We start from the raw sequence: 21,892 nt of genomic DNA on the forward strand, positions 1-21,892 counted from the left end.
CCCGCCTCGCCGGTTGAATGTCTTTCGGGGCATCGAAAAGGGGACTTGCCGTGCAATCTCGCCGCAGTTGGGCCGCTATCGTCGTCGGTATCGTCCTCGCCCTGATCGGGCTTGTCCTTGCCATCGGCGGCTTCTGGCTGATGATCCTGGGCGGATCGATTTATTATGTCGTGACCGGCATCGCGATGATCGCGGCCGGCGTGCTGTTGTTCAGGCAGCGGTTGCTCGGTGGTTGGATCTATATCGCGATCGTCGCGCTCACCATCGTCTGGGCGTTCGGCGAGGCGGGGACGAATGTCTGGGCGCTTGTCCCGCGCATCGTTGCGCCGGTCGTGCTGCTGGTCGCCGTGCTGGCGGCGATGCCGACTCTATCCAGGACGCGGAACCGGTGGCGTGCCGGGCTGGGTGCCATCGCGGCGGTGCTGGCCGCGACGATCCTGCTGTTCGCTGTCCTCGGCCTGCGCGACGATGTCGCGGTGGCTGCCTTGCCCGCCCCGCAGGCACCGGGGTTCGCCGATCCTTCGGGGCAGGCGACCGGGCCCGACTGGCCCGCTTATGGCGGCACCTACAGCGCGCGCCGCTTTTCCCCGCTGACCCAGATCAACGCCGGCAATGTCGGCAAGCTGAAACGCGCCTGGCTGGTGCATACCGGCGACATGCCGTCGAGCGCGGCGATCGCGAAGACCTATGGCGCGGAGACCACGCCGCTGAAGATCGGCGACAGCCTGTATCTCTGCACGCCCAAGAACCTGGTGATCGCGCTCGAGGCGTCGAGCGGTACGGAACGCTGGCGGTTCGATCCCAAGGTATCGGACGAGGCGATCCCCTATACCGCGGCATGCCGGGGCGTGAGCTATTATGCGGTGCCGGGCGCGGCGGCCGGATCGGCCTGCGCCGCGCGGATCATCGAGGGTACGCTCGACGGGCGGATCTTCGCGCTCGATGCGGCGACGGGCAAGCCCTGCGCCGATTTCGGGACCGGTGGACAGGTCGACATCAAGCTCGGCATGGGCGCGGTGCCCCCGGGCTATGTCTCGATCAATTCGGCGCCGACGATCGTGCGCGGGGTGATCGTCACCGGCCATCAGGTGCTTGACGGCCAGGATCGCTGGGAACCGTCAGGCGTGATCCAGGCCTATGACGCGGTGACCGGCAAGCTGCGCTGGGCGTGGGACATGATGCGACCCGACATCACCGGCCTGCCGCCGGCGGGGCAGACCTATACGCGCGGCACGCCGAACATGTGGACGACCGCGTCGGGCGACGAGCAGCTTGGGCTGGTCTATCTGCCGATGGGCAATTCGACCGCCGATTATTATTCGGGCCTGCGCCGGCCGCCGGAGCATTTCTTCGCCACCTCGCTGGTCGCGATCGACGTGACCACGGGCAAGCCGCGCTGGCGTTTCCAGGCGGTGAAGAAGGATGTGTGGGATTACGACCTGGGCAGCCAGGCGACGCTGATCGACTACAAGGGCACGCCAGCGCTGGTGCTGCCGTCGAAGCAGGGCGATCTCTACGTGCTGGACCGCCGCACGGGCCAGCCGCTGACGCCGGTCGGCACGATCCAGGTGCCGCGCGGCGGGGTCGAGCCGGAACAGCGATCGCCCACCCAGATCGTCTCGCTGTGGCATACATTGCGCAAGCCCGTCATCACCGAGCGCGACATGTGGGGCATGTCGCCGATCGACCAGATGATCTGCCGGATCCAGTTCCACCGCGCGAGCTACAAGGGCTTCTATACGCCACCCGAGGCGGATCGGCCGTCGATCCAGTATCCGGGCTATAATGGCGGCAGCGACTGGGGCGGCGTGGCGGTCGATCCGCAGCGCGGGGTGATCGTCGCCAACTACAACGACATGCCCAATTATGTGCGGCTGGTGCCGCGGGCCGAGGCGAACAAGCGCGGCTGGGCGCCGCGCGACCAGGCACGTGGGAAGATCGGCGGAGCGGAGGGCGCGGGCGATCCGCAGGCGAACACGCCCTATGCGGTCAACGTCAACGCCGGCTGGCGGATGCCGTTCACCGGCCTGTTGTGCAAGCAGCCGCCCTATGGCGGAATCCGCGCGATCGACATCGCGACCGGCAAGACCCTGTGGGACCGGCCGCTCGGCACCGCGCGGACCAACGGGCCGTTCGGCATCCCGTCGATGCTGCCCTTCCATATCGGCACGCCGAATAACGGCGGCGCGGTAGTGACGGCGGGCGGGCTGGTGTTCGTCGCGGCCGCGACCGACAATCTGATCCGCGCGATCGACCTGCGCACGGGCAAGACCCTGTGGTCCGACGTGCTGCCGGCGGGCGGGCAGGCGACGCCGATGGTCTATGAACAGGGCGGGCGCGAATATCTGGTGATCATGACCGGGGGGCATCACTTCATGGAGACGCCGATCGGGGACCAGGTGATCGCCTACGCGTTGCCGCAGCGGGGGTAGAACCTGGGCCCCGATAGGGCCGGAACGCCTCTTGACACGGACAGGCGCCCCCCGTCGAATGGCGCGGCTCAAACGGGAGAAGCGGCATGTGTGACAGCGAGATCCATCAGGGACTGGTCGAGACCTCAGAACTGTCCCGCAGGGCATTCGTAATGGCGGGCGTGGCGGCGGCTGGGCTCACGACCTCTGCCTTTGCCGAGAATGTCGTCGAGACCGACGTGACCGTGAAGACGCCGGATGGCGATGCCGACGCGGCGCTGTTCCATCCCAAGGGCAAGGGCCCCTGGCCAGCCGTGCTGATCTGGCCCGACATCCTGGGCCTGCGCCCGGTGTTTCGCGAGATGGGGCGCCGGCTGTCCAACGAGGGCTATATCGTGCTGGTGCCGAACCCCTTCTATCGCAGCAAGCGGGCACCGGTGGTCGACGGTGCGTTCGATTTCAACAAGCCGGAGGACCGGGCCAAGGTCATGGGCTTCCGCCAGGCGATGACCGATGCGGGCGTCGACAAGGATGCGGCGGCCTATCTCGCCTTTCTCGACCGTCAGCCGCAGACCGACAAAAAGAAGAAGGCGGGCGTGCAGGGCTATTGCATGGGCGGGCCTCTGTCCTTCCGCACGGCCGCCGCGGTGCCCGGCCGCATCGGCGCGGTGGGCAGCTTCCATGGCGGCGGCCTGGTCACCGCCGAGCAGTCAAGCCCGCATTTGCTGATCCCGAAGACCAGGGCTGCCTATCTGGTGGCGGTCGCCCAGAATGACGATGCGCGCCAGCCCGAGGCCAAGGACGTGCTGAAAAAGGCGTTCGAGACGGCAGGGCGCCCGGCGACGGTGGAAGTCTATCCAGCCGATCATGGCTGGTGCGTCCCCGGCAGCCAGTCGTACAACGAGGCGGCCGCGGAGAAAGCCTGGGGCGAGTTGCTCAAGCTCTACAAGGCGAACCTGACCTAAGGTCGGTGCGCTTGGCGGGGCGTGCCATGGGGGCTGGCCTTCGCAAAAGAGGGAGGGAGGGCGATGCAGCGGACCGGGCCGCGCCAATGGGCGATCGCACTCGCGCTGACCGCGCTTGCCGCCCTCGGCATCATCTTGCTGCTCCTGGCGTTCGGCCCCGGCTGGGGCGTCTATGCGCCCGCGAGTTGCACCGCGACGCGGTGCTTCTGCGAGATGCCGCGGATCGGTGCGCTGATCCTTCAGCCGGCGAACAGCTGGTCGTCGCTTGGCTTCGTCTTCGCCGGTTTCCTGATGATCCTGCTTGCGCGCGGGCCCGGATGGCATTCGGCGATGACGCCGGTCTCGGCGACCGCGTTCGGAATCACGGCGATCGTCGTCGGGCTGGGATCGGTGCTGCTGCACGCGACCCTGACCCTGTGGGGCCAGTTCTTCGACGTGCTCGGCATGTATCTGGTCGGCGCCTTCCTGCTGGTGAGCGCGCTGGGCCGCTGGCTTGGCATCCCGGACAGGCGCGCGATCCTGCTCTACGCCATTCTGTGCGCCGGGCTGGTCGAGCTGCTGGTTGCGTTTCCTGAGGCGCGGCGGTGGCTGTTCGCGGTCCTGCTGATCCTGGCGATCGTGGTCGAGCTCGCCTTCGCGCGGCCGCGCCGGCCGAACGTCGAGGTGCACTTCTATCTGCTGGGCATACTGGTCAATGCGATCGCTTTCGCTATCTGGAACCTCGACCAGCACGGATTCATCTGCGTGCCGTCGAGCCTGATCCAGGGGCATGCGGCGTGGCACCTGCTCGGGGCTGTCGCGCTGTGGCTGACCTTCGCTTATTATCGCAGCGAGCGGACCGCGGAGGGTTAGGAACTCCGCTTGCTGTGGCGGATCGTCTGCTTGCCGATCTGGAGCGTCTGGGCCTGGCACATCGCGCCGTCAGCCCCGGAGGTCGAGCAATAGCTGGTGCCGGGCCCCACGCCGCTGACCGCCCCCGTTTCGTTGACGGCGACAGTCGCGGTTGCGGGACTGGCGTTGCCGTCGAAGCGGAAGACGCATTGGCCGCTCGACGATTTCCTGCAGGTGAAGAGCGCGACGCGCTGATCCCCGGCGACATCAACCGAATAGGAGAGCTCGTCGAACCGGGTGGGGCCGCAGCCGGCGAGGGTGGCCGCGAGTGTCGCGATCAGGGCCATTGCCTTGAACATTCCCGTCCTGCTCCCGAGTCAGGACTCCTGTGTATTGCTTGGGCAACACACAGTCAATGCATCGGCGTTTCCAGCAGCGTCGCGCTTTAGGGGACCGGTACGCCGAACAGGTCGTGCTCGTCGGCGTCCTCGATCTCGACCCGGACGATATCGCCCTGGCTGAGATGGCCCGCATCGCGCAGATGAACCTCGCCGTCGATCTCGGGCGCGTCTGCCTTGGAGCGGCCGGTGGCGCCATCTCCCTCGACCGCATCGATGATCACATCGAGCGTTCGGCCGACTTTCGCGTCGAGCTTCTCGGCCGAGATTCGCGCGGTCAGCTCCATCAGGCGGGCATAACGCTCTTCCTTGATCTCTTCCGGAACAGCGCCCGGTAAATCATTGGCGGCCGCGCCTTCGACAGGCTCGAAGCGGAAGGCGCCGACCCGGTCGAGCCGTGCTTCCTCGAGCCAGTCCATCAGATATTTGAAATCGTCCTCGGTCTCGCCGGGGAAGCCGACGACGAAGGTCGAGCGGATCGCGATGTCCGGCTCGATGGTGCGCCAGTTCCTGATCCGCTCAAGTACCTTCGCCTCATTGGCCGGGCGGCGCATCGCCTTCAGCACCGCGCGCGAGGCGTGCTGGAACGGGATGTCGAGATAGGGGAGGACCAGCCCCTCGGCCATCAGCGGGATGACCTGGTCTACATGGGGATAGGGATAGACATAGTGCAGCCGCACCCAGGCGCCGAGCTTGCCGAGCTCGCGCGACAGGTCGGTCATGTGCGCCCTGACTTCCTGGCCATGCCATGGGCGTGGATGATGCTTGATGTCGACGCCATAGGCCGATGTATCCTGGCTGATGACCAGAAGCTCTTTGGTGCCCGCCTCGATCAGCTTTTCCGCCTCGCGCAGGATGGCGTCAGGCCGACGGCTGACCAGGTCGCCGCGCAGCGACGGGATGATGCAGAAGGAGCAGCGATGGTTGCAGCCCTCCGAAATCTTCAGATAGCTGTAGTGGCGCGGGGTGAGTTTCAGGCCGCTTTCCGGCACCAGGTTCAGGAACGCGCTGGGGGGCATCGGGGCCGCCTCGTGAACCGCGCCCACGACTTCCTCATATTGGTGCGCGCCGGTGACGGCGAGGACATTGGGGAAACGCGCGCGGATCGTCTCGGCTTCCTTGCCCATGCAGCCGGTGACGATGACCCGGCCATTCTCCGCAATGGCCTCGCCGATCGCCTCGAGGCTTTCTTCCTTGGCTGAATCGAGGAAGCCGCAGGTGTTGACCAGAACGACGTCGGCGCCGGCATAGTCGGGCGACATCGCATAACCGTCCGAGCGGAGCTTGGTCAGGATGCGTTCGCTGTCGACCAGGTTCTTCGGACAGCCGAGCGAAACCATGCCGATTTTCGGCGGGGTGGGGAGAATCGTTGCCATGGGGAACGCGCCACATAGGCGCATTGCGCGGGATTTTCCAGTCATGGTGGAAATGTGCTCCGGCCGTTCGTTTCGAGCGAAGTCGAGAAGCACCTCCCAAGCGCAGGTTTCTCGACTTCGCTCGAAACGAACGGCACAAAGAGGCATGCGAGATTTGCCCGCTTGGAGCACCGACCATTGCGCGACGTAGAATTCACCTTGCAGCCACATCCCGATTGCCCGAGCCGCGCCGTTCGATCGATTGCCGTCACTGCGCGGAGAGATGGGGACAGGCTCAACCTGACCTATCACGTGACTGGGGCGATCGATGACGTGTCGTGGCCGGTTCCGGCCGAACCGGCCTTCACCGACGAGCTCTGGCGCCATAGCTGCTTCGAGGTGTTTGTCGGGGAGGAAGGTGCGCCGCGCTATGTCGAGCTCAATATCGCATCGTCTACCCGATGGGCTGCCTATGACTTCGACGATCACCGGACGGGTATGCGGCGGGCCGGTGGCGCGGTGGTGAGCGAAGTGGTGTGGCTGCCCGGAGCGGATGTCGCCGAACTGCAGGCGACGGCCGACCTGCCGGGACTGGCGGGGGCTAATTGGGATGTCGCGCTGACGACGGTGATCGAGGAGCGCGACGGGACCAAGTCGTTCTGGGCGCTGGCCCATCCGGCGGGGCCGGAGGATTTCCACGCCCGGGATTGCTTTACCGCCCGGCTCGCGGCACCGACCGCTTCATGAAATTCGGTATCGATCGTCTGCTCGCTGACCCCGCCCTGCGCAAGCCGCTGGAAGGAAAGCGGGTCGCGTTGCTCGCTCATCCGGCCTCGGTGACGGCTGACCTGACTCACTCGCTCGACGCGCTGGTGTCGAGCGGGCTGAACGTGACCGCGGTGTTCGGGCCGCAGCACGGCGTGCGGGGCGACCTTCAGGACAATATGATGGAGTCGCCGGACTTCAATGATCCCACATATGGCATGCCGGTGTTCAGCCTCTACGGTGAGGTGCGGAGGCCGACCGGGCAGTCGATGGGCACATTCGACGTGATGCTGTTCGACCTGCAGGACCTTGGCTGCCGCATCTACACCTTCATCACGACGCTGCTCTATGTGCTGGAAGCCGCGGCGGAGCATGGCAAGTCGGTGTGGGTGCTCGACCGGCCCAATCCGGCGGGGCGCCCCGTCGAGGGCCTGACCCTGTTGCCGGGCTGGGAGAGTTTCGTCGGCGCGGGGCCGATGCCGATGCGGCACGGCATGACCCTGGGGGAACTCGGCCACTGGTTCGTCGCGCTGAAGGGGCTCGATGTCGATTACCGGGTGATCGAGATGGAGGGCTGGGCGCCGGAGACGGCACCGGGCTTCGGCTGGCCCGAGGATCGGATCTGGATCAACCCAAGCCCGAACGCGCCCAATATCAACATGGCGCGCGCCTATGCCGGCACGGTGATGCTCGAGGGCACGACTCTGTCGGAAGGGCGCGGTACCACGCGTCCGCTGGAACTCTTCGGCGCGCCCGACATCGATGCCCGGGCGGTGATCGCCGAAATGCGGAGGCTGGCACCGGAGTGGCTGAACGGGTGCGCGCTGCGCGATATCTGGTTCCAGCCGACCTTCCACAAGCATGTCGGGCAGTTGTGCAATGGCGTGCATATCCATGCCGAGGGGCCGTTCTACGATCATCACGCCTTCCGGCCGTGGCGGGTACAGGCGCTTGGCTTCAAGGCGATCCGGCGGCTCTATCCCGAGTATGATTTGTGGCGCGACTTCCCATATGAATATGAATTCGGGAAGCTGGCGATCGATGTGATCAATGGCGGCCCCGGCTTGCGCGAATGGGTCGATGACGCGACGGCGCTGCCGGATGATCTGGACGCGGTAGCGCGCCCCGACGAGAGTGGCTGGACAGAAGCGCGGAAGCCTTATTTGCTATACTGAACGCGGCCCCGCGAGCGTGGAGGTTCAGGGCAGGCCAAGCAGCGTACCGACCGCAGCCATGAACGCATCCTGTTGCTGCGACGTGTCGACCTTCAGCCTTGAATATTGCCCGTCGGGTTCGCGGACATCGGCATACAACCCTGTCGGGTCTTCATGAAAATGCAGGAAAGACGTGGCTCTGCGGTAGAAAATGCCACGTTTCTTCTCGGTCATCCCCGGCAGGCCACGCAGACGAATGAGAAGCGGCTCGAGCTGGTCCAGCGCTGGTGTCGTTGCGTGCTTCACCGCCACACTCCGTCATTCGGCAAGCCGGCGCGATTACCGTTTCCGTGTCAGCTCGCGCATCGCGTCATCCAGGCCGGCGAGCGTCAGCGGATACATCCGGTCGTTCATCAATTCGCGGAGGATGCGGACTGACTGCGAATAGCCCCATTGCTGCTCGGGCACCGGGTTGAGCCATATGGCGGCCGGATAGGTGGTGGTCAGGCGGTGCATCCACACCGCGCCGGATTCCTCGTTGAAATGCTCGACCGAGCCGCCGGCATGAGTGATTTCATAGGGGCTCATCGACGCGTCGCCGACCAGCACCAGCTTGTAATCATGACCGTATTTATGGAGCACGTCCCAAAGCGGGGTGCGCTCGGTGAAGCGGCGGCGATTGTCCTTCCACACCCCCTCATACGGGCAATTGTGGAAGTAGAAGAATTCGAGATTCTTGAACTCGCTGGTCGCGGCCGAGAACAGTTCCTCGCAAAGCTTCACCCAGGGATCCATCGACCCGCCGACATCGAGGAACAGCAGCAGCTTGACCGCATTGTGCCGCTCCGGCCGCATCACGACGTCGAGCCATCCCTGGCGCGCGGTGCCGTCGATCGTCGCATCGATGTCGAGCTCGTCCGCTGCACCCTCGCGGGCGAAGCGGCGCAGGCGGCGCAGCGCGATCTTGATGTTGCGGGTGCCGAGTTCCTTCGTGTTGTTCAGATTCTTGAAGTCGCGCTGGTCCCAAACCTTTAGGGCGCGCTTGTTCCTGCTCTCGCCGCCGATACGGACCCCTTCGGGATTGTAGCCGCTATTGCCGTAGGGCGAGGTACCCCCGGTGCCGATCCATTTGTTGCCGCCCTGGTGCCGGCCCTGCTGCTCCTCAAGCCGCTTCTGCAGCGTCTCCATGATCTCTTCCCAGGAGCCGAGCGACTTGATCGCCTCCATCTCTTCCGGGGTGAGATATTTCTCGGCGACGGCGCGGAGCCATTCCTCGGGAATGTCGGCATTCTGGGCGCCGAAGCTGGTGGCGATGCCCTTGAACACCTTGGAGAAGACCTGGTCGAACCGGTCGAGCAGCCCTTCGTCCTTCACGTACACGGCGCGGGACAGGTAGTAGAAATCCTCGGGCGTGCGCTCGATCACATCACGGTCGAGCGCTTCGAGCAGGATCAGATGCTCCTTCATGCTCGCCGGGATGCCGGCGGCGCGGAGCTCGTCGAGGAAGTTCAGGAACATGGCATGAGGTTAGGCGCAGCACGCCCGCCAAGTCGATATCTTTCGTGCACGCCGGATCAGCGTGCGTAGACGTCGATCATCGCACCGATATCGTCGGGATCGTCGCCGGTCAGTTCCCGTGCCGGGCGCGCCTTTGCGACCCGCTTCGCGTCGGGCGTGCCATAGATGAAGCCATAGACCGGGTAAGTCGTCGTGCCGAGCCCGTCGCGATCACGATACCAGACCTTCACTTCGCTCCAGTCATTGTCGGGCGAGACGTCGGTCAGCGTCACGTCCTGCTCGGTATGGCCGCGCTCGCCGTCGATGCGGGACCAGTTGGCATGGGTGACCATTGCCACGCGTGGGGTGACGACACGGCTGATCACCGCGACATGGCCGAGGGGCAGGCGGCTCGTCCTGGCGAAGACGATGACCGATCCGACCCTGGGCACATCGCCGCGCTTGTATCTGCCGTCGGCCTGGTCCCACCAGGTCCAGGCGTCGCCGTAGATCTGGATACCGCTGGCCGCGCGGGCGAAGGGCACGCACTGGCCGACATAATCGAGCAGGGATGCCGCGCCGGCGGGCGACGAGGCACAGGCCGCCGCCAGAAGGGCAAAAGAGGAAAACATACGCATACACGGGCACCATGGTGGCGCCCCCCCAAAGCATCCGTATCCGGCAGTGGTTACCATTGGGTAAATCACGTTTCGGATGATCTGTGGGGTTCAATACGGTTTTATCTCTCCCGCCTGGAGACAGCGATGGCCCGTCCTCGACCTGCCATCGGGCGAGCATGTCCCGCCATGCTCGGGGATCTTCTCGGGAAGCGCCGGGGCAGGGGCTTGGCGACGTGGGATATCCGCCGCATAACGATCGTTGCGCGGATGGCACGATCGATGCCGCAATAAATCCGGGATGACGGTTTAAAGAGGGGCGCCGATGAAACCCTGGGCACGATATCTGGTCTGCGGACTTGCCGGCATCGTGCTCGGCGGGGGCGGTGCCGTCTGGAGTGTCCGTGCCGGCGCGCTCGGTGCTTCCGACAGGATCGGCGCCTGGACCACCGGCCGGGACTTCGGCACCGCGCAAGCAAGCGCCTATACCCGCGCGATCGTCGCCTTGCGTGGTCTTCTCGCGCTCCCGGCGACTGAAGCGCGCTACTACAACGCCGCCGTCGACGATGCCGGTCGCCAGCTCAGCGGCCGCTGCACCTATGCGATCAGCGGCGGCGGCCTGCCGTCGCGGTGGTGGAGCCTGACACTCTATGACGGAGAGGGCTATCTCGTCGCCAACCAGCCCGGCATCTATTCGGTCGGCAGTGCGGCGCTGCCGTCGTCGGAACAGGCGCATTGGACGGTCACGGTGTCGTCCGAACGGCAAGCCGGGCACTGGCTGCCGACGGGCAGCGCCGACCGTTTCGAGCTGACGCTTCGCGCCTATCTCCCGGACAATGGTGGGAGCAGCAATTTCACCGGCGCTCAATTGCCCAGCATCGTACGGGAGGGGTGCAAATGATCCGGCGCTGGATTGGCCCGTTGATCGCTGGCCTGGTGCTTGGCGGCGTCGCGTGGCAGGCGGTCATGGTCGTTGCGCCGGATGCGCTGATGCGGCTCGCGGTGCGGCGGGTGTCGGCGCTTGGCGGCGCCAACCGCTTCGCCCATGCCCCGCTGGCCACCGCCGCCTCGCGCACCATCGTGCGGCCCAGTCCCGACCTTGCCTATTCGACCTGCCCGTTCGACCTGAGCGCCGGGCCGCTACTGATCGACGCGGTGCCCGTGCAGGCGCCATACTGGTCGCTCTCGATCTTCGACACGCACACCAATGCCGCCCTGGTCCGCAACGGTATCAAGGCAGGGCATAAACCGTTCCGCATCGCCGTGCTGGCGTCCGGACAGGCTGCGCCCGCCGGATATGAGCCGGTCCATGTCGACGGAACGCGCGGAATCGCCCTGGTCCGTATCCTGATCGACAACCGGGCCCGCTTTCCCGAGATCGACCGGGAGCGCCACGGGACGACCTGTCGTTCTTCGGCATCATAGCGTCGTGCCAATGGAGGAGTCGTCAACGACCCCGCCGTCGACGATGAGCCCCGACCGCGCGCCCGCCTGGCTTTAGATCCCGCCCTTGAACGCGTCGGAGATCGAGCAGGCTGCCGGGCCGAGGATGACGATGAACAGCACGGGCAGGATGAACAGGATCAACGGCACCGTCATGATCGCGGGCAGGCGGGCGGCCTTTTCCTCGGCGCGCATCATGCGCTCGTTGCGGAACTCGGCCGAGAGCACGCGGAGCGCTGACGCCAATGGCGTGCCGTATTTCTCGGTCTGGACCATGGTGGTGACGACGCCCTTCAGGGCATCGAGCTTGACCCGCATGGCGAGGTTCTCGAACGCTTGGCGGCGCTCCGACAGAAAGCCGAGCTCGATCGCGGTCAGGGTGAATTCGTCACCCAGTTCGGGATAGGCGCGACCGAGCTCGCGGGCGACCCGGTTGAAGGCCGCGTCGACGGTCAGGCCCGCTTCGGCGCAGATGACGAGCAGATCGAGGGCGTCGGGCAGGCCCTTGCGGATCGCGCTGGAGCGCTTGTCGATCTTGTTCTTCAGGAAGATGTCGGGCGCCTTGTAGCTCAGGATGAAGCTGACCGCGACGATCCCGTAGCGCTTGAGCGGGCTATAGTCGGCGAACATGTCGGTGCCGTAGACCATGTAGACCATCAGCCCGCCGAACACGATCGGCAGGACCAGGCGGCCGAAGATGACCGCGACGGCATATTCCTTCGATCGGATGCCGGCCTGCATCAGCTTGATCTGCGCTGCCTTGACCTGGCTGTCCTGCAACACCTTGAGACCGGACAGGATCGACTTGATGCGGTCGGTCGTCTCGTTCTTGGTGACGAGCTTCGCGCGGCGCTTGGTCGAGGCGGTGATGCCGGCCTTCAACTGCTCGCGGCGGTCGTTCAGGGCCTTGACGCGCTTCGTCATCGGGTCGCGCGCGGTCGTCGCGGCGTAGATCGCCAGCAGCACCGCGAATGCGGCGACGCCGGAGAGCAGCGTCGCCACCCACATCACATCGACCCCTAGGATCGTTGGTCCAGCCGTGTCGCCCATGAAAGTTCCGCGCTATCCTGATCTAGATTTCAAAGTTGATCATCTTGGCCATGATGAAGGCGCCGATCGCCATCCAGATCATGCCGCCGCCACCCGCGACCATCAGCCGCTGGTCGACGAAGAAGGTCTGCATATAGCTGCCGTTGATCATCCAGATCATGCCGAACACGATGAACGGCAGCGATCCGATGATGTAGGCGGAGGCCTTGGATTCGGACGACATCGCCTTGATCTTGAGCTTCATCTGCCCGCGCATGCGCAGCACATTGGCAAGGTTGGCGAGAGTCTCGGCCAGGTTGCCGCCGGTCTCGCGCTGGATCGCGATGGTGATGACGAAGAACTGGAATTCGGGCGTGCCGAGCCGGTCCGCGGTTTCCTGTAGCGCCACGTCCATCGTCCGGCCGATCTTCATCTTGTCGGTGATGGAGCGGAACTCGACGCCGACGGGACCCTCGACCTCCTGGCCGACCACGCCGATCGTCTCAGTGATCGGCAGGCCGGAGCGGAGGCCGCGGACCAGCAGTTCGATCGCGTCGGGGAACTTGGCAGTGAACTGGGTGATGCGGCGCTTGATGAAGAAACCCACCACGAAATGCGGGATACCGGCGCCCAGCATGATCCCGACAAGCAGGGATAGTGCGATCGGCAGGCCCTGGAGCCAGAGCAGCATGCCGACGATCACGGTGATGCCAAGCGTCGCCATGCCGTACTGACCGACGGTCCAGGTCTTGCCGGTCATCGCCAGCCGCTTCTTGAGCAGGGCGGGGCGGGGCAGGAACCGCATCGCCGCGGCGTCCATCTTGTTGCCGCGGCTTGCAGTGATGCGGCGCATCTGCGCCTCGACCAGCGCGTTCGAGGAGTCGCTGTGCCGCGCCCGCACCGCGCTCAGCCGGCGTTCGCGCGCGCGCGCTGGCGATGGCCCGGCAAAGGCGAACACCATCAGCACGAGCACAGTGGCGGCGCCGGCGAACAGCATGATGAACGGCATCAGTTCCATCGCGGTATCAAGCGCTCCGCTTCGTTGACGGACGGTTTACGCCCGCGAATTTTCCGCCTCCGTCGTCGGCGGACAGGCTCATTTCTTCGCCGAACGCTTCGGCATCATCGATTTGAGATCGGCGAACTTGCCCATCAGCGACGTGCCGCCGCTGCCGCCCTTCTTCTTGCGGCCGTCATCGCCCTCGGCCGAATCGCCGACGCCCATCAGCCTCGTGGCGAGATCGACCATCGGCTGGATCGTCTTTGATCCCTTGCCAGCCTCTGACAGCGGCTTGCCCAGCTTGGCCGCCTGGGCGCCCAGCTTCTGGTCGAACGGGATCACGAAATCGATCTTGCGCTCGATCGATCCCTCGAAGTCCTTGCGGCTGATTTCCTGCTGCCCGTTGACGTGCATCTTGTTGGCGACGACGAATATCTGGGTCTGCGGCGCGTTGGACTTGAGCCAGGACAGGATCCGGATCGAATCGCGGGCCGCGGCGAGGGTGAGCTCGGTCACCACCACCGCGACCTGCACGTCAGTGATGAGGTGCGGATGCTGGACCAGCATGTTGCGCGGCAGATCGACGATCGTGCATTCGAACGCGGCGCGCATCTCCTCCTGAAGCTGGTAGAAGGCCGCACCATCCGTCAGGACCGGCGAGTTGATCGGGGCTTCGGCCGACAGCACCGACAGCATCTCGCTCGATTTGACCATCGCGCGTTCGATGAACAGGCCGTCGATTCGGCTGGGATTCTCGATCGCGTCGGTCAGGCCGCGGCCCGGCTCGAGATCGAGCGCAAGCGCGCCGGTGCCGAAATGCACGTCGAGATCGAGCAACGCTGTCGTCCGCCCACCCTTCTCGCTGAGGATCCAGGCGACCGACGTCGCCAGCGTGGAGGCGCCGACGCCACCGCGCGCGCCGATAAAGGCGGTGGAGCAATGCGGTCGCTCGCCGCTGGCGTCGACCTGCTTGGGCGCGTTGAGGATGGTCTGGGCATGGGTGAACGCCTCGCGCAACATGTCCGGGCTCAATGGCTTGAGCAGATAGTCCTGGATGCCGCTGACCACGAGATCGCGATACAGCCGCACGTCGTTGACCTGCCCCGCCGCGATCACGACGGTGCCGGGTTCGCAGACTTCGGCCAGCGCATTGATGTCGTTCAGGGGATCGCCGGATTCGGAGAGATCGACGAACAGTATCTGCGGGCTGGCCGAGACCGAGAGCGACTGGACCGCATTGCGCAGGCCGCCCTTGTTCACCTTCTCCGGTACCCAGCCCATCTCGACGGCGACCGGCCGCAGGATCTCGGCGGTGGTCTCGTCGCACACAAAGGCGCTGAAGGGTTCGCGCTGGCCGATACGGCCGCTGTTGAAGGGAGCGTTCATTACTTGGTCGCCGGATCTTTGAGGCCGCTGGCGCCGGTGGGCACGGCCTTGCGATAGGTGCCGATCGCGCGGGTGGAGACCGCGGGGTCGATGGTTTCAGCGCCTGGCTGGCCGCGTACGAGGTCGCCCGGGTTGGCGACCATCGCGGCCAGGTTGGAATTGATCGCGCACCCCTGGTTGGACGAGGTATTGCTCTCGAACTCGGGCTGGCTCATCCGGCTGAAATCCGGGCAGCCCGGCACCTTTGCCTTCATCCGCGTGACGACGATCCGCGCCATGCCGGGCGCGATGGTGGCCCCGGTGACCGGCGCGTCGTCGGACAGCAGCAGCCCATAATGCGCGATCTCGGTCGAGACTTCGTCCCGGATGCCCCCGCCATGGGTGTTGGGATCGTCGATCGAGACGCGATCACCATAGCCGAGGCGAAGCGAGGACATCCAGCCGGCAAGACGCTGCGCCTCGCCCGGGGCGAGGGTGTTGCCGCTGGTATTGACGTCGAACACATAGTCGGTCCGGCTGACAACCGGCTGGTGGACCGATTCCACGCCACGGTTCTGCGTGCCCGCGCAGGCGCCCAGCAGCAGGGCCGGCACAAGGGCTGATGCGAGGAGGGTCGTACGCTTGATCATGGGTCTTTCCCTTGAGCCGACGGTCAGTTGAGGTTGAAGCCGGGCGCGACGCTCTCGGCCTTCGATTTCGATTTCGATTTGGTTTCGGGCGGCGTGCTCTTGATCACCGATTCCTCGCGGCGCGGCTGCTGCGGCGCCTGCGAGGGGAGGACGGAGACGGGCGCGGCCGCACCGAAGGAGGGCTCGGCACCGGCGGGCGGGGCCATGCTTGGCTTGGGTCGATCCCCTCCGTTGGTGCCGCCGCCGAGCTGGCCGAGCAGCACCCGATCCAGATCGGTCGGCGCCTTGTAGCCATCGGTTGGCAGGACGATGTCGTTCGCATTGACCGGCTTCACCAGATACGGAGTGATCACGATGACGAGCTCAGTCTCGTTGCGCTGGAAGCTGTTGGAACGGAACAGGGCGCCCAGGATCGGCACGTCGCCAATGCCCGGAGCCTTGTCGATCGAGTTCTGATGGTCGTTCTGGAGCAGGCCGGCGATCATGAAGCTCTGGCCCGAGCCGAGCTCGACCGTGGTTTCCGCCCGGCGGGTCGTGAGCCCGGGAATGACGATGTTGCCGATCGTCACCGAGCCCGCTGCCGAGAGCTGCGATACTTCTGGACGGACCCGAAGCGAGATGCGTCCGTCAGCCAGGACAGTCGGGGTGTAGGCCAGGCTGACGCCATATTGCTTGTACTCGACCGAGACAGCGCCGAGGCCCTGACTCACCGGTATCGGGATCTCGCCGCCTGCGAGGAAAGTGCCGGTCTCGCCGGAGAGGGCGGTGAGGTTGGGGTTGGCGAGCGTCGTCACCTGACCGTCCCGTTCACCCAGATCGAGCGACGCGAGCAGGTCCATGCCGAACGCGCGTCCGGCGAGGCCAAGTACCGTTCCCATTCCCGTGCCCGCCGGAAATTTGAACAGGGTATTGCCGGGGACGGCGCCATTCGCGTCGACGGCCACCGGGGGACCGCCCGGTACCGGCGGAAGGCCCGGAACCGTCGTGATGGTGCCCTGGCGCCCCTGGGTAATGCCGAACAGGGTTCCGCCGCTATTGTCGCGATTGGTGAGATTGACGCCGATATTCTTCACGAAGCTGCGGCTGACCTCGGCGAAGCGGACCTGAAGGTTGACCTGCAGCGGGGGTCGCGGTGCGAAGCCGGTTGAACACGGCGATCTTCAGGGTGGCGGTGGCATCGGAAGCGTTGACGCCCGGGTTGAGCAGCGCCGTCACCAGCCGTTCGGCCTGGGCGCTGTCCTCCGGCGCGGCGACCGTGCCGGTCAGCACGGCGATCTGGCCGGTCGTCGTCACATGGATGTCGGCATCGGGCATCGCGAGCTTCATCATGCGATCGATCGACGTGATGTTCTGGCTGACCAGGACGTTGGCTGAATAGATCACGGCGCCGCTCGCATTCGTCGCGAACACGGTCGCTTCGCCGAATTCCTTGCCGAACAGATGGATCTGGCGCGCGTTGCTGACATAGACGTCGGCGGTGCTCGGGTTGGACACCCACACGTCGGCGACGTCGGACGGAAGGGTGATCAACTCACCCTGGCCGATCGAGAGCAATACTTGGCGGGTCGGCCGCTGCGTGCCGACCGGGGGTGTTCCCACCCGCGCCGGACGCGCGGTGGCCGGGCGTGGCCTTGCTGGACCAGCCTTGGCCGCACCGGCGATCGCGGTCGCGGGCAGGGTGGCGACCAGGGCCGCCGCCGCCGTCACCGCAATCGAGCGATGCAAGAAGGTCCTGATACGCATCCTATTTCTTCCCCCCGACCGGAACATCGGTCACATTATTTCCCCGCGCGACCCGGACCACCGGACCAGTCGTCACCGCTGCGCCCGGAAATCCCGGTGCGCCCGGTGCGCTGGGCATGGACTCGGCCGATTTGCCGGGCACGGTGCTGCGCTGGAAGCGCGAGACGTCGGCACCGGTCGCGAGTGTCGAATTGCCGGCCTGGGGCTGGCTCGCGACCCGCAGCAGCATTGCCTTTTCGGCCTTCGGGTCACTGCCTTCGGGTACCTTGACGTCCCCGTTGGCGATCGCTTCCTCAAGTTCGCTGTTGTTGTCGGCGATCGAACGCAGCGACAGGGAAAGCGAGCCGAGGGTCTGGGCGACCGCGATCTTCTCCGCGATCTTCGGCGTTGCCTCGATCGTCACGTTGGAGAAGGTGCGGACGACTGTCTTGCCGTCCTCGCCCGCCTGGTTGTCGGTGCGCTGGTCGGTCGCCAGCACGCGCAGGTTGCGCATGATGGTCTCGGCGACCTTCAGCGGCGGGCCGTCGCCGCCGCCGGTCACCGTCTGGGTCAGCACCAGGTCGATCCGGTCGCCCGGGAAGACGAAGCCGGCGACGCCGGTCTGCGCCGACACCGGCACGGTCACGGCGCGCATGCCCGGGCCGAGTGCGGCCGCCAGGAAACCGCGATCGCCGGGTTTCACCAGCGCGCCCTGCGTGACCGGCTGGCCAGCGGTGATCGCGTTGCGCACGACCGTGCCCTGAAGCGACTTCAGGTCGGCGGTGTTCTTGATGAAATAGGCGTTGTCGACCAGCTCCTTCGGCCAGGGCTGAAACTTCAGCGCGGTGGCATCCAGGATCGTACCCACGGGCAGCGCGCGCGTTGCGACGAGCACCTCGGGACCATCGACCGGGGCGGCGGCCGTAGTGGCCGCGCCAGCCTGGGGCGCCGATCCGCCGACGAGCAGGCTGCGCGCCATGAAGGCCGTGATCGCAGCGACGATCAAGGCGCCCACCAGAAGAATGATCTTGCGACTGTCCATGACGATTCAGGCCTTTCGGGCACGGGACGATTGAGCCCGCGTTAAGCATTCACAGGAACTGGTTAAGAATCGGTTCGCGAAGTGTAAGAAGGGCAGCGATCGCGATCGCCACGCCGTACGGAATCTCGATCGCGCCGGTCTTTTTGCGGACGGCACGCTCGATCACGAGCAGCAGCGTGAGCGCCCCGCCGATCAGCGACATCACGATCAGCATCCAGGCGAGGCCAGCGAACGGGAACCACAAGGCGAGCGCGCCGATCATCTTCACGTCGCCGCCGCCCATCCACCCAAAGGCGAAGGCGCCGAAGAAAAAAGCGAAGACGATCGCTGCCACGCCGAGCTGGATCGCCATGTCAGGCCAGAGCGACAGGCCGTTGGCCCACCACCAGAACGGGGCGAGCACCAGGATCGCCAGGTTCTTCCAATTGGCGATTTCGCGGGTGCGTGCATCCTGGATCCCCGCGGAGACAAGGAGCAGCGCCAGCGCGCCAAGCAGCAAAGCGTTTTCTATTCCCCCGCCCATGGGCAATTACCCTAGACGACATGGCTTTCTAAAAAGTAACCAGCATTCATGGTTTCTCCGCAGCTCTACCGTCGCGCGATTCCGGCAACCGCCCGGATCTCGCATTGGACCGCGCCCGACGGCTGGCAGCTGCGCCGTTTCGACTGGCCGGCGGAAGGGAATCAGCGCGGCAGCATCCTGTTCCAGGGCGGCCGCGGCGACATCTTCGAGAAATATCTGGAGGCGTTCGCCCATTGGCACGGCCAGGGCTGGTCGATCACCGCGTTCGACTGGCGCGGGCAGGGTGGGTCGGGGCGGCTGTCGCCCGATCCTCATGTCGGCCATGTCGAGACGTTCGACGTCTTCATCGACGATTTCGCTGCCTTCTGGGCCGACTGGTCGGCCCAGGCAGCCGGGCCGCAGGTGGTGATGGGTCATTCGATGGGCGGGCACCTCGTGCTGCGCGCGCTGACTGAAGGCGTTGCCCGGCCGGTGGCCGCGGTGCTGGTCGCGCCGATGCTCGGCCTGCACAGTCCGCTCGGCGCCGGAATGGGGGAGCGGCTCGCGAAATTGCTGGGCGGCGTCGGCAATTCGGCGCGTCCGGCGTGGAAGGTCAATGAGCGCCCCGCGACGACGTCGACGCGTCAGGCCCTGCTGACCCACGACCCCGCCCGCTATGAAGACGAGATCTACTGGCAATCGACCAAGCCCGAGCTGGTGCTGGGGCCGCCAAGCTGGCGGTGGGTGATCAGGGCGTTCGAATCGACCCGGCGCCTGCGGGACGATCCGCGGTTGAAGACGATGACCGTGCCGGTGCTGATGCTCGTCGCCGAGGCGGACAAGCTGGTGAGCCCCAAGGCGGCGCTGCAGGTCGCCACCAAATTGCCCGACGTGCGTGTCGTGAGGTTCGGGCAGGAATCCGCCCATGAGGTGCTGCGCGAGGCGGACAGCGTGCGCAATCGTGCGATCGGCGAGATCGACATTTTCCTGGCCGCGCGCGCGCAACGCTGAGCGCATCGGAGACACAATCTTGAAGCACTATGACATCGTGATCGTCGGCGCCGGTATCGCCGGCGCCAGCCTCGCGGCAGCGGTCGCGCCGAACGCGTCGGTGCTGCTGATCGAGGCGGAGGATGCACCCGGCTATCACGCCACCGGGCGATCGGCGGCCTATTGGTCCGAAAGCTATGGCGGCCCCGGCGTGCAGCCGCTCACCAGCGCATCGGGCCCGGTGCTCCAGGCCGGTGGGTTCCTTGCGCCGCTCGGTTCGCTCCATATCGGTCGGACGGCCGATGCGGCCGCGATCGACGCTTTCCTCGCCGAGTTCGACAATGCCCCGGTCGCGCTCGAGCGGGTCGATCCGGCGGCGTTCGTCCCAGGCTTGCGCGATGACTGGACACTCGGCGTGATGGAGGCGAGCAGCGCCTATATCGATGTGGCCGCGCTCCATGCCGACTGCCTCGCCCGTGCCCGTCGCGCTGGAGCCGAGCTGATCGTTGACTCACCGCTTCGTGCCGCGACACGTATGGACGGGCAGTGGCAGATCGAGACGAGCGCCGGCAGCTTCGGCGCGACCGCCCTGGTCAACGCCGCGGGGGCATGGGCCGATACCGTCGCGCGGATCGCGGGGGCCGTGCCGATCGGCATCCAGCCCTATCGCCGTACCATGACCCAGTTGCGGACTGCCCCCGCCGCGCCGGGGGGGCTGCCTCATGTCGGAGACATATCGGGGCAGTTCTATTTCAAGCCGGAGGCGGGCGGGCGGCTATGGCTCAGCCCGCATGACGAGACGCCGGTAGACCCGTGCGACGTCCAGCCCGAGGAGCTTGACGTCGCCATCGCGATCGACAGGTTCGAGGGGGTCGTCGACTGGAAGGTCGAGGCGGTCGAGCGCCGCTGGGCAGGCCTCAGGAGCTTCGCGCCCGACCGGCTGCCGGTCTACGGCTTCGATCCCCGGATGCCTGGCTTCTTCTGGTGCGCGGGGCAGGGGGGATTCGGCATTCAGACCGCACCAGCCGGGGCGGCGCTGGCGGCGGCGCTGTTGCTGGGCCGGAGCCCCGATCCGATCGTCGCCGCGATCGATCCGGCGCAATATGCGCCCGATCGCTTTCGGACGCTGGCGTAACGGTTCGGGCGAGGCTAATCTGCATCAATCCACTCCGGGAGAGATGCGATGGCCCATAAATTCGTGATCGAGCAGAACAAGGCCGGCGAGTATGTCGCCAAGTTCAAGTACAACAGCGAAATCATGTTCTGGACCGAAGGCTATACGACCAAGGCCAGCGCGCAGAACGCGATCGATTCGATCAAGAAGAACGGCCCCCCGGCGCCCGTCGAGGATTGATCGTCCGGCGTAGGTCGTAGCGCCCGCGCTCCATTCCGTATCCGTGACAGGGGCCGCTGGTTCAGGCGGCGTGGGCGGCGCTTGTCCTTCGGCGGGCAGCAGTGTCCGCCGTGGATGGTGTCGTCGTAGCTTCATGAGCACTCGACATCTGGCGTGGCAGATAGGCCGCGTTTGGGTGCGTGGCGTTATTGGGGCGTGCGACAGGATTCAAAGACGCTTTTGCACGGTGCTGCCGTCATCTTCCAAAAGGGAAGGGGGCAAAGCGGGTGCGTGATGTTGGATGGTTTTGCCGCCGCCGCTGCGGGAGTCGCGTGGCGCAAGGTGCAGGGCCGCCAATTTTCCATTTGGGCTATCCTCAAGCTTGAGTAGATCATTGGTACTCTTGCTGTTGTTGTTCGATTTGGTTCGAATAATTTGGAGGATAAAATTAAATTACTGTGAAATTTTATTATAGCATTCGCATAAATGCATTTCACACCCTGTGACGGAGCTGATTTTGTACGATTTTCGAAATATTGATTTGCATCAAGGTGGTATTATTAGTGTGCAGTGATTTGCGATAATTCACCAAGTCAACTGACTTTAAATCTGCGAAGTGTATTGTGTCGGGAAGAATCCCGATATGTGACATATGAATTATGGTTAACGCATTTTAATCATATGCCTTGTTCGGTAGCGTAATGCTGCGATTCAATATCCGGAATCGAAGTTGCGCGGGGAACATATTCCATGTCGGTAAAAATGGCTCTGGCGAAGCTCTGCGCGTGTGCCTGCGGGGGCGCAATTGTTGGCGGTGGCGCGG

At 65.3% G+C, this 21,892-nt stretch carries 21 protein-coding genes and 1 pseudogene; 10 read left to right on the forward strand and 12 right to left on the reverse strand.

Annotated elements, in window-relative coordinates; all coding sequences use genetic code 11:
• Positions 1 to 50: 50 nt before the first annotated feature.
• The 3 genes from P0Y59_02900 (at position 51) to P0Y59_02910 (ending at position 4,228) form a co-directional block, all read left to right on the forward strand.
• Positions 51 to 2,432, forward strand: a complete 2,382-nt coding sequence (locus tag P0Y59_02900; GenBank protein WEK00660.1) for a membrane-bound PQQ-dependent dehydrogenase, glucose/quinate/shikimate family — start codon at positions 51 to 53, stop codon at positions 2,430 to 2,432.
• Between the two features lie 86 nt (positions 2,433 to 2,518).
• Positions 2,519 to 3,376: a dienelactone hydrolase family protein gene (locus P0Y59_02905; protein WEK00661.1), complete on the forward strand. Its 858-nt coding sequence runs from the start codon at positions 2,519 to 2,521 to the stop codon at positions 3,374 to 3,376.
• 63 nt (positions 3,377 to 3,439) lie between these two features.
• On the forward strand, positions 3,440 to 4,228 hold the full coding sequence (locus P0Y59_02910) for a ceramidase domain-containing protein (GenBank protein WEK00662.1): 789 nt from the start codon (positions 3,440 to 3,442) through the stop codon (positions 4,226 to 4,228).
• Here the strand turns inward: P0Y59_02910 and P0Y59_02915 are convergent.
• Together P0Y59_02915 and rimO are read right to left on the reverse strand one after the other, a co-directional pair.
• Positions 4,225 to 4,566, reverse strand: a complete 342-nt coding sequence (locus P0Y59_02915; GenBank protein ID WEK00663.1) for a hypothetical protein — start codon at positions 4,564 to 4,566, stop codon at positions 4,225 to 4,227. The genes P0Y59_02910 and P0Y59_02915 overlap by 4 nt on opposite strands.
• A gap of 86 nt (positions 4,567 to 4,652) precedes the next feature.
• Positions 4,653 to 5,981: a 30S ribosomal protein S12 methylthiotransferase RimO gene (gene rimO / locus P0Y59_02920; protein ID WEK00664.1), complete on the reverse strand. Its 1,329-nt coding sequence runs from the start codon at positions 5,979 to 5,981 to the stop codon at positions 4,653 to 4,655.
• A gap of 177 nt (positions 5,982 to 6,158) precedes the next feature.
• Here rimO and P0Y59_02925 point away from each other — a divergent pair, with 177 nt between their 5' ends.
• Together P0Y59_02925 and P0Y59_02930 are read left to right on the forward strand one after the other, a co-directional pair.
• Entirely contained in the window at positions 6,159 to 6,707 is a 549-nt protein-coding gene (locus tag P0Y59_02925) for a DOMON-like domain-containing protein (GenBank protein ID WEK00665.1), read from the forward strand.
• On the forward strand, positions 6,704 to 7,900 hold the full coding sequence (locus P0Y59_02930) for a DUF1343 domain-containing protein (GenBank protein ID WEK00666.1): 1,197 nt from the start codon (positions 6,704 to 6,706) through the stop codon (positions 7,898 to 7,900). Before P0Y59_02925 ends, P0Y59_02930 begins: the two co-directional genes overlap by 4 nt.
• A gap of 24 nt (positions 7,901 to 7,924) precedes the next feature.
• Here the strand turns inward: P0Y59_02930 and P0Y59_02935 are convergent, their stop codons facing one another.
• From P0Y59_02935 to P0Y59_02945, 3 genes are read right to left on the reverse strand one after another with little or no spacing between them, the layout of a single operon-like run.
• A complete protein-coding gene (locus P0Y59_02935) occupies positions 7,925 to 8,185 on the reverse strand; it encodes a hypothetical protein (GenBank protein WEK00667.1) in 261 nt (86 codons plus the stop codon).
• Positions 8,186 to 8,218: 33 nt separating this feature from the next.
• Entirely contained in the window at positions 8,219 to 9,397 is a 1,179-nt protein-coding gene (locus P0Y59_02940; protein WEK00668.1) for a VWA domain-containing protein, read from the reverse strand.
• A 56-nt stretch (positions 9,398 to 9,453) separates the two neighbouring features.
• On the reverse strand, positions 9,454 to 10,008 hold the full coding sequence (locus P0Y59_02945) for a CHAP domain-containing protein (protein WEK02479.1): 555 nt from the start codon (positions 10,006 to 10,008) through the stop codon (positions 9,454 to 9,456).
• A 310-nt stretch (positions 10,009 to 10,318) separates the two neighbouring features.
• On the opposite strand from P0Y59_02945, the gene P0Y59_02950 reads away from it, so the two are divergent.
• Complete coding sequence (locus P0Y59_02950; GenBank protein WEK00669.1) at positions 10,319 to 10,894, forward strand: DUF1214 domain-containing protein; 576 nt, start codon at positions 10,319 to 10,321, stop codon at positions 10,892 to 10,894.
• Positions 10,891 to 11,418 carry a DUF1254 domain-containing protein gene (locus P0Y59_02955; GenBank protein WEK00670.1) on the forward strand — a complete coding sequence of 176 codons (528 nt, stop codon included), beginning with the start codon at positions 10,891 to 10,893 and terminating at the stop codon, positions 11,416 to 11,418. The genes P0Y59_02950 and P0Y59_02955 overlap by 4 nt, the downstream gene beginning before the upstream one ends.
• A 72-nt stretch (positions 11,419 to 11,490) precedes the next feature.
• Here the strand turns inward: P0Y59_02955 and P0Y59_02960 are convergent, their stop codons facing one another.
• From P0Y59_02960 to P0Y59_02990, 7 genes and pseudogenes are all read right to left on the reverse strand, one after another.
• Positions 11,491 to 12,486 (reverse strand): type II secretion system F family protein, encoded by a 996-nt coding sequence (locus P0Y59_02960; protein WEK00671.1) that lies wholly within the window; start codon positions 12,484 to 12,486, stop codon positions 11,491 to 11,493.
• Positions 12,487 to 12,508: 22 nt separating this feature from the next.
• The gene (locus P0Y59_02965; protein WEK00672.1) at positions 12,509 to 13,483 is read right to left on the reverse strand and encodes a type II secretion system F family protein; all 975 of its coding nucleotides are present in this window, start codon (positions 13,481 to 13,483) and stop codon (positions 12,509 to 12,511) included.
• Between the two features lie 78 nt (positions 13,484 to 13,561).
• Positions 13,562 to 14,851 (reverse strand): pilus assembly protein CpaE, encoded by a 1,290-nt coding sequence (locus tag P0Y59_02970; protein WEK00673.1) that lies wholly within the window; start codon positions 14,849 to 14,851, stop codon positions 13,562 to 13,564.
• Entirely contained in the window at positions 14,851 to 15,480 is a 630-nt protein-coding gene (locus P0Y59_02975) for a CpaD family pilus assembly protein (GenBank protein ID WEK00674.1), read from the reverse strand. The genes P0Y59_02970 and P0Y59_02975 overlap by 1 nt, the downstream gene beginning before the upstream one ends.
• 23 nt (positions 15,481 to 15,503) lie before the next feature.
• Positions 15,504 to 17,223, reverse strand: a pseudogene (locus tag P0Y59_02980) (type II and III secretion system protein family protein).
• A gap of 1 nt (position 17,224) precedes the next feature.
• Positions 17,225 to 18,244: a Flp pilus assembly protein CpaB gene (cpaB, locus tag P0Y59_02985; GenBank protein WEK00675.1), complete on the reverse strand. Its 1,020-nt coding sequence runs from the start codon at positions 18,242 to 18,244 to the stop codon at positions 17,225 to 17,227.
• 49 nt (positions 18,245 to 18,293) lie between these two features.
• Positions 18,294 to 18,767 (reverse strand): prepilin peptidase, encoded by a 474-nt coding sequence (locus P0Y59_02990; protein WEK00676.1) that lies wholly within the window; start codon positions 18,765 to 18,767, stop codon positions 18,294 to 18,296.
• A gap of 48 nt (positions 18,768 to 18,815) precedes the next feature.
• Between P0Y59_02990 and P0Y59_02995 the strand changes: the two genes are divergently transcribed.
• Genes P0Y59_02995 through P0Y59_03005 form a run of 3 tightly spaced genes read left to right on the forward strand, consistent with a single transcriptional unit; the run spans position 18,816 to position 21,090 of the window.
• Positions 18,816 to 19,757, forward strand: coding sequence for an alpha/beta hydrolase (locus P0Y59_02995; GenBank protein WEK00677.1), 942 nt, complete (start codon positions 18,816 to 18,818; stop codon positions 19,755 to 19,757).
• Positions 19,758 to 19,776: 19 nt separating this feature from the next.
• Entirely contained in the window at positions 19,777 to 20,871 is a 1,095-nt protein-coding gene (locus P0Y59_03000) for an FAD-binding oxidoreductase (protein ID WEK00678.1), read from the forward strand.
• Positions 20,872 to 20,919: 48 nt separating this feature from the next.
• Positions 20,920 to 21,090, forward strand: coding sequence for a DUF1508 domain-containing protein (locus P0Y59_03005; protein WEK00679.1), 171 nt, complete (start codon positions 20,920 to 20,922; stop codon positions 21,088 to 21,090).
• The last annotated feature ends 802 nt before the right edge of the window (positions 21,091 to 21,892 follow it).

The sequence above is a fragment of the Candidatus Sphingomonas phytovorans genome (assembly GCA_029202385.1).
GTDB classification, from domain to species: Bacteria; Pseudomonadota; Alphaproteobacteria; order Sphingomonadales; family Sphingomonadaceae; genus Sphingomonas; species Sphingomonas phytovorans.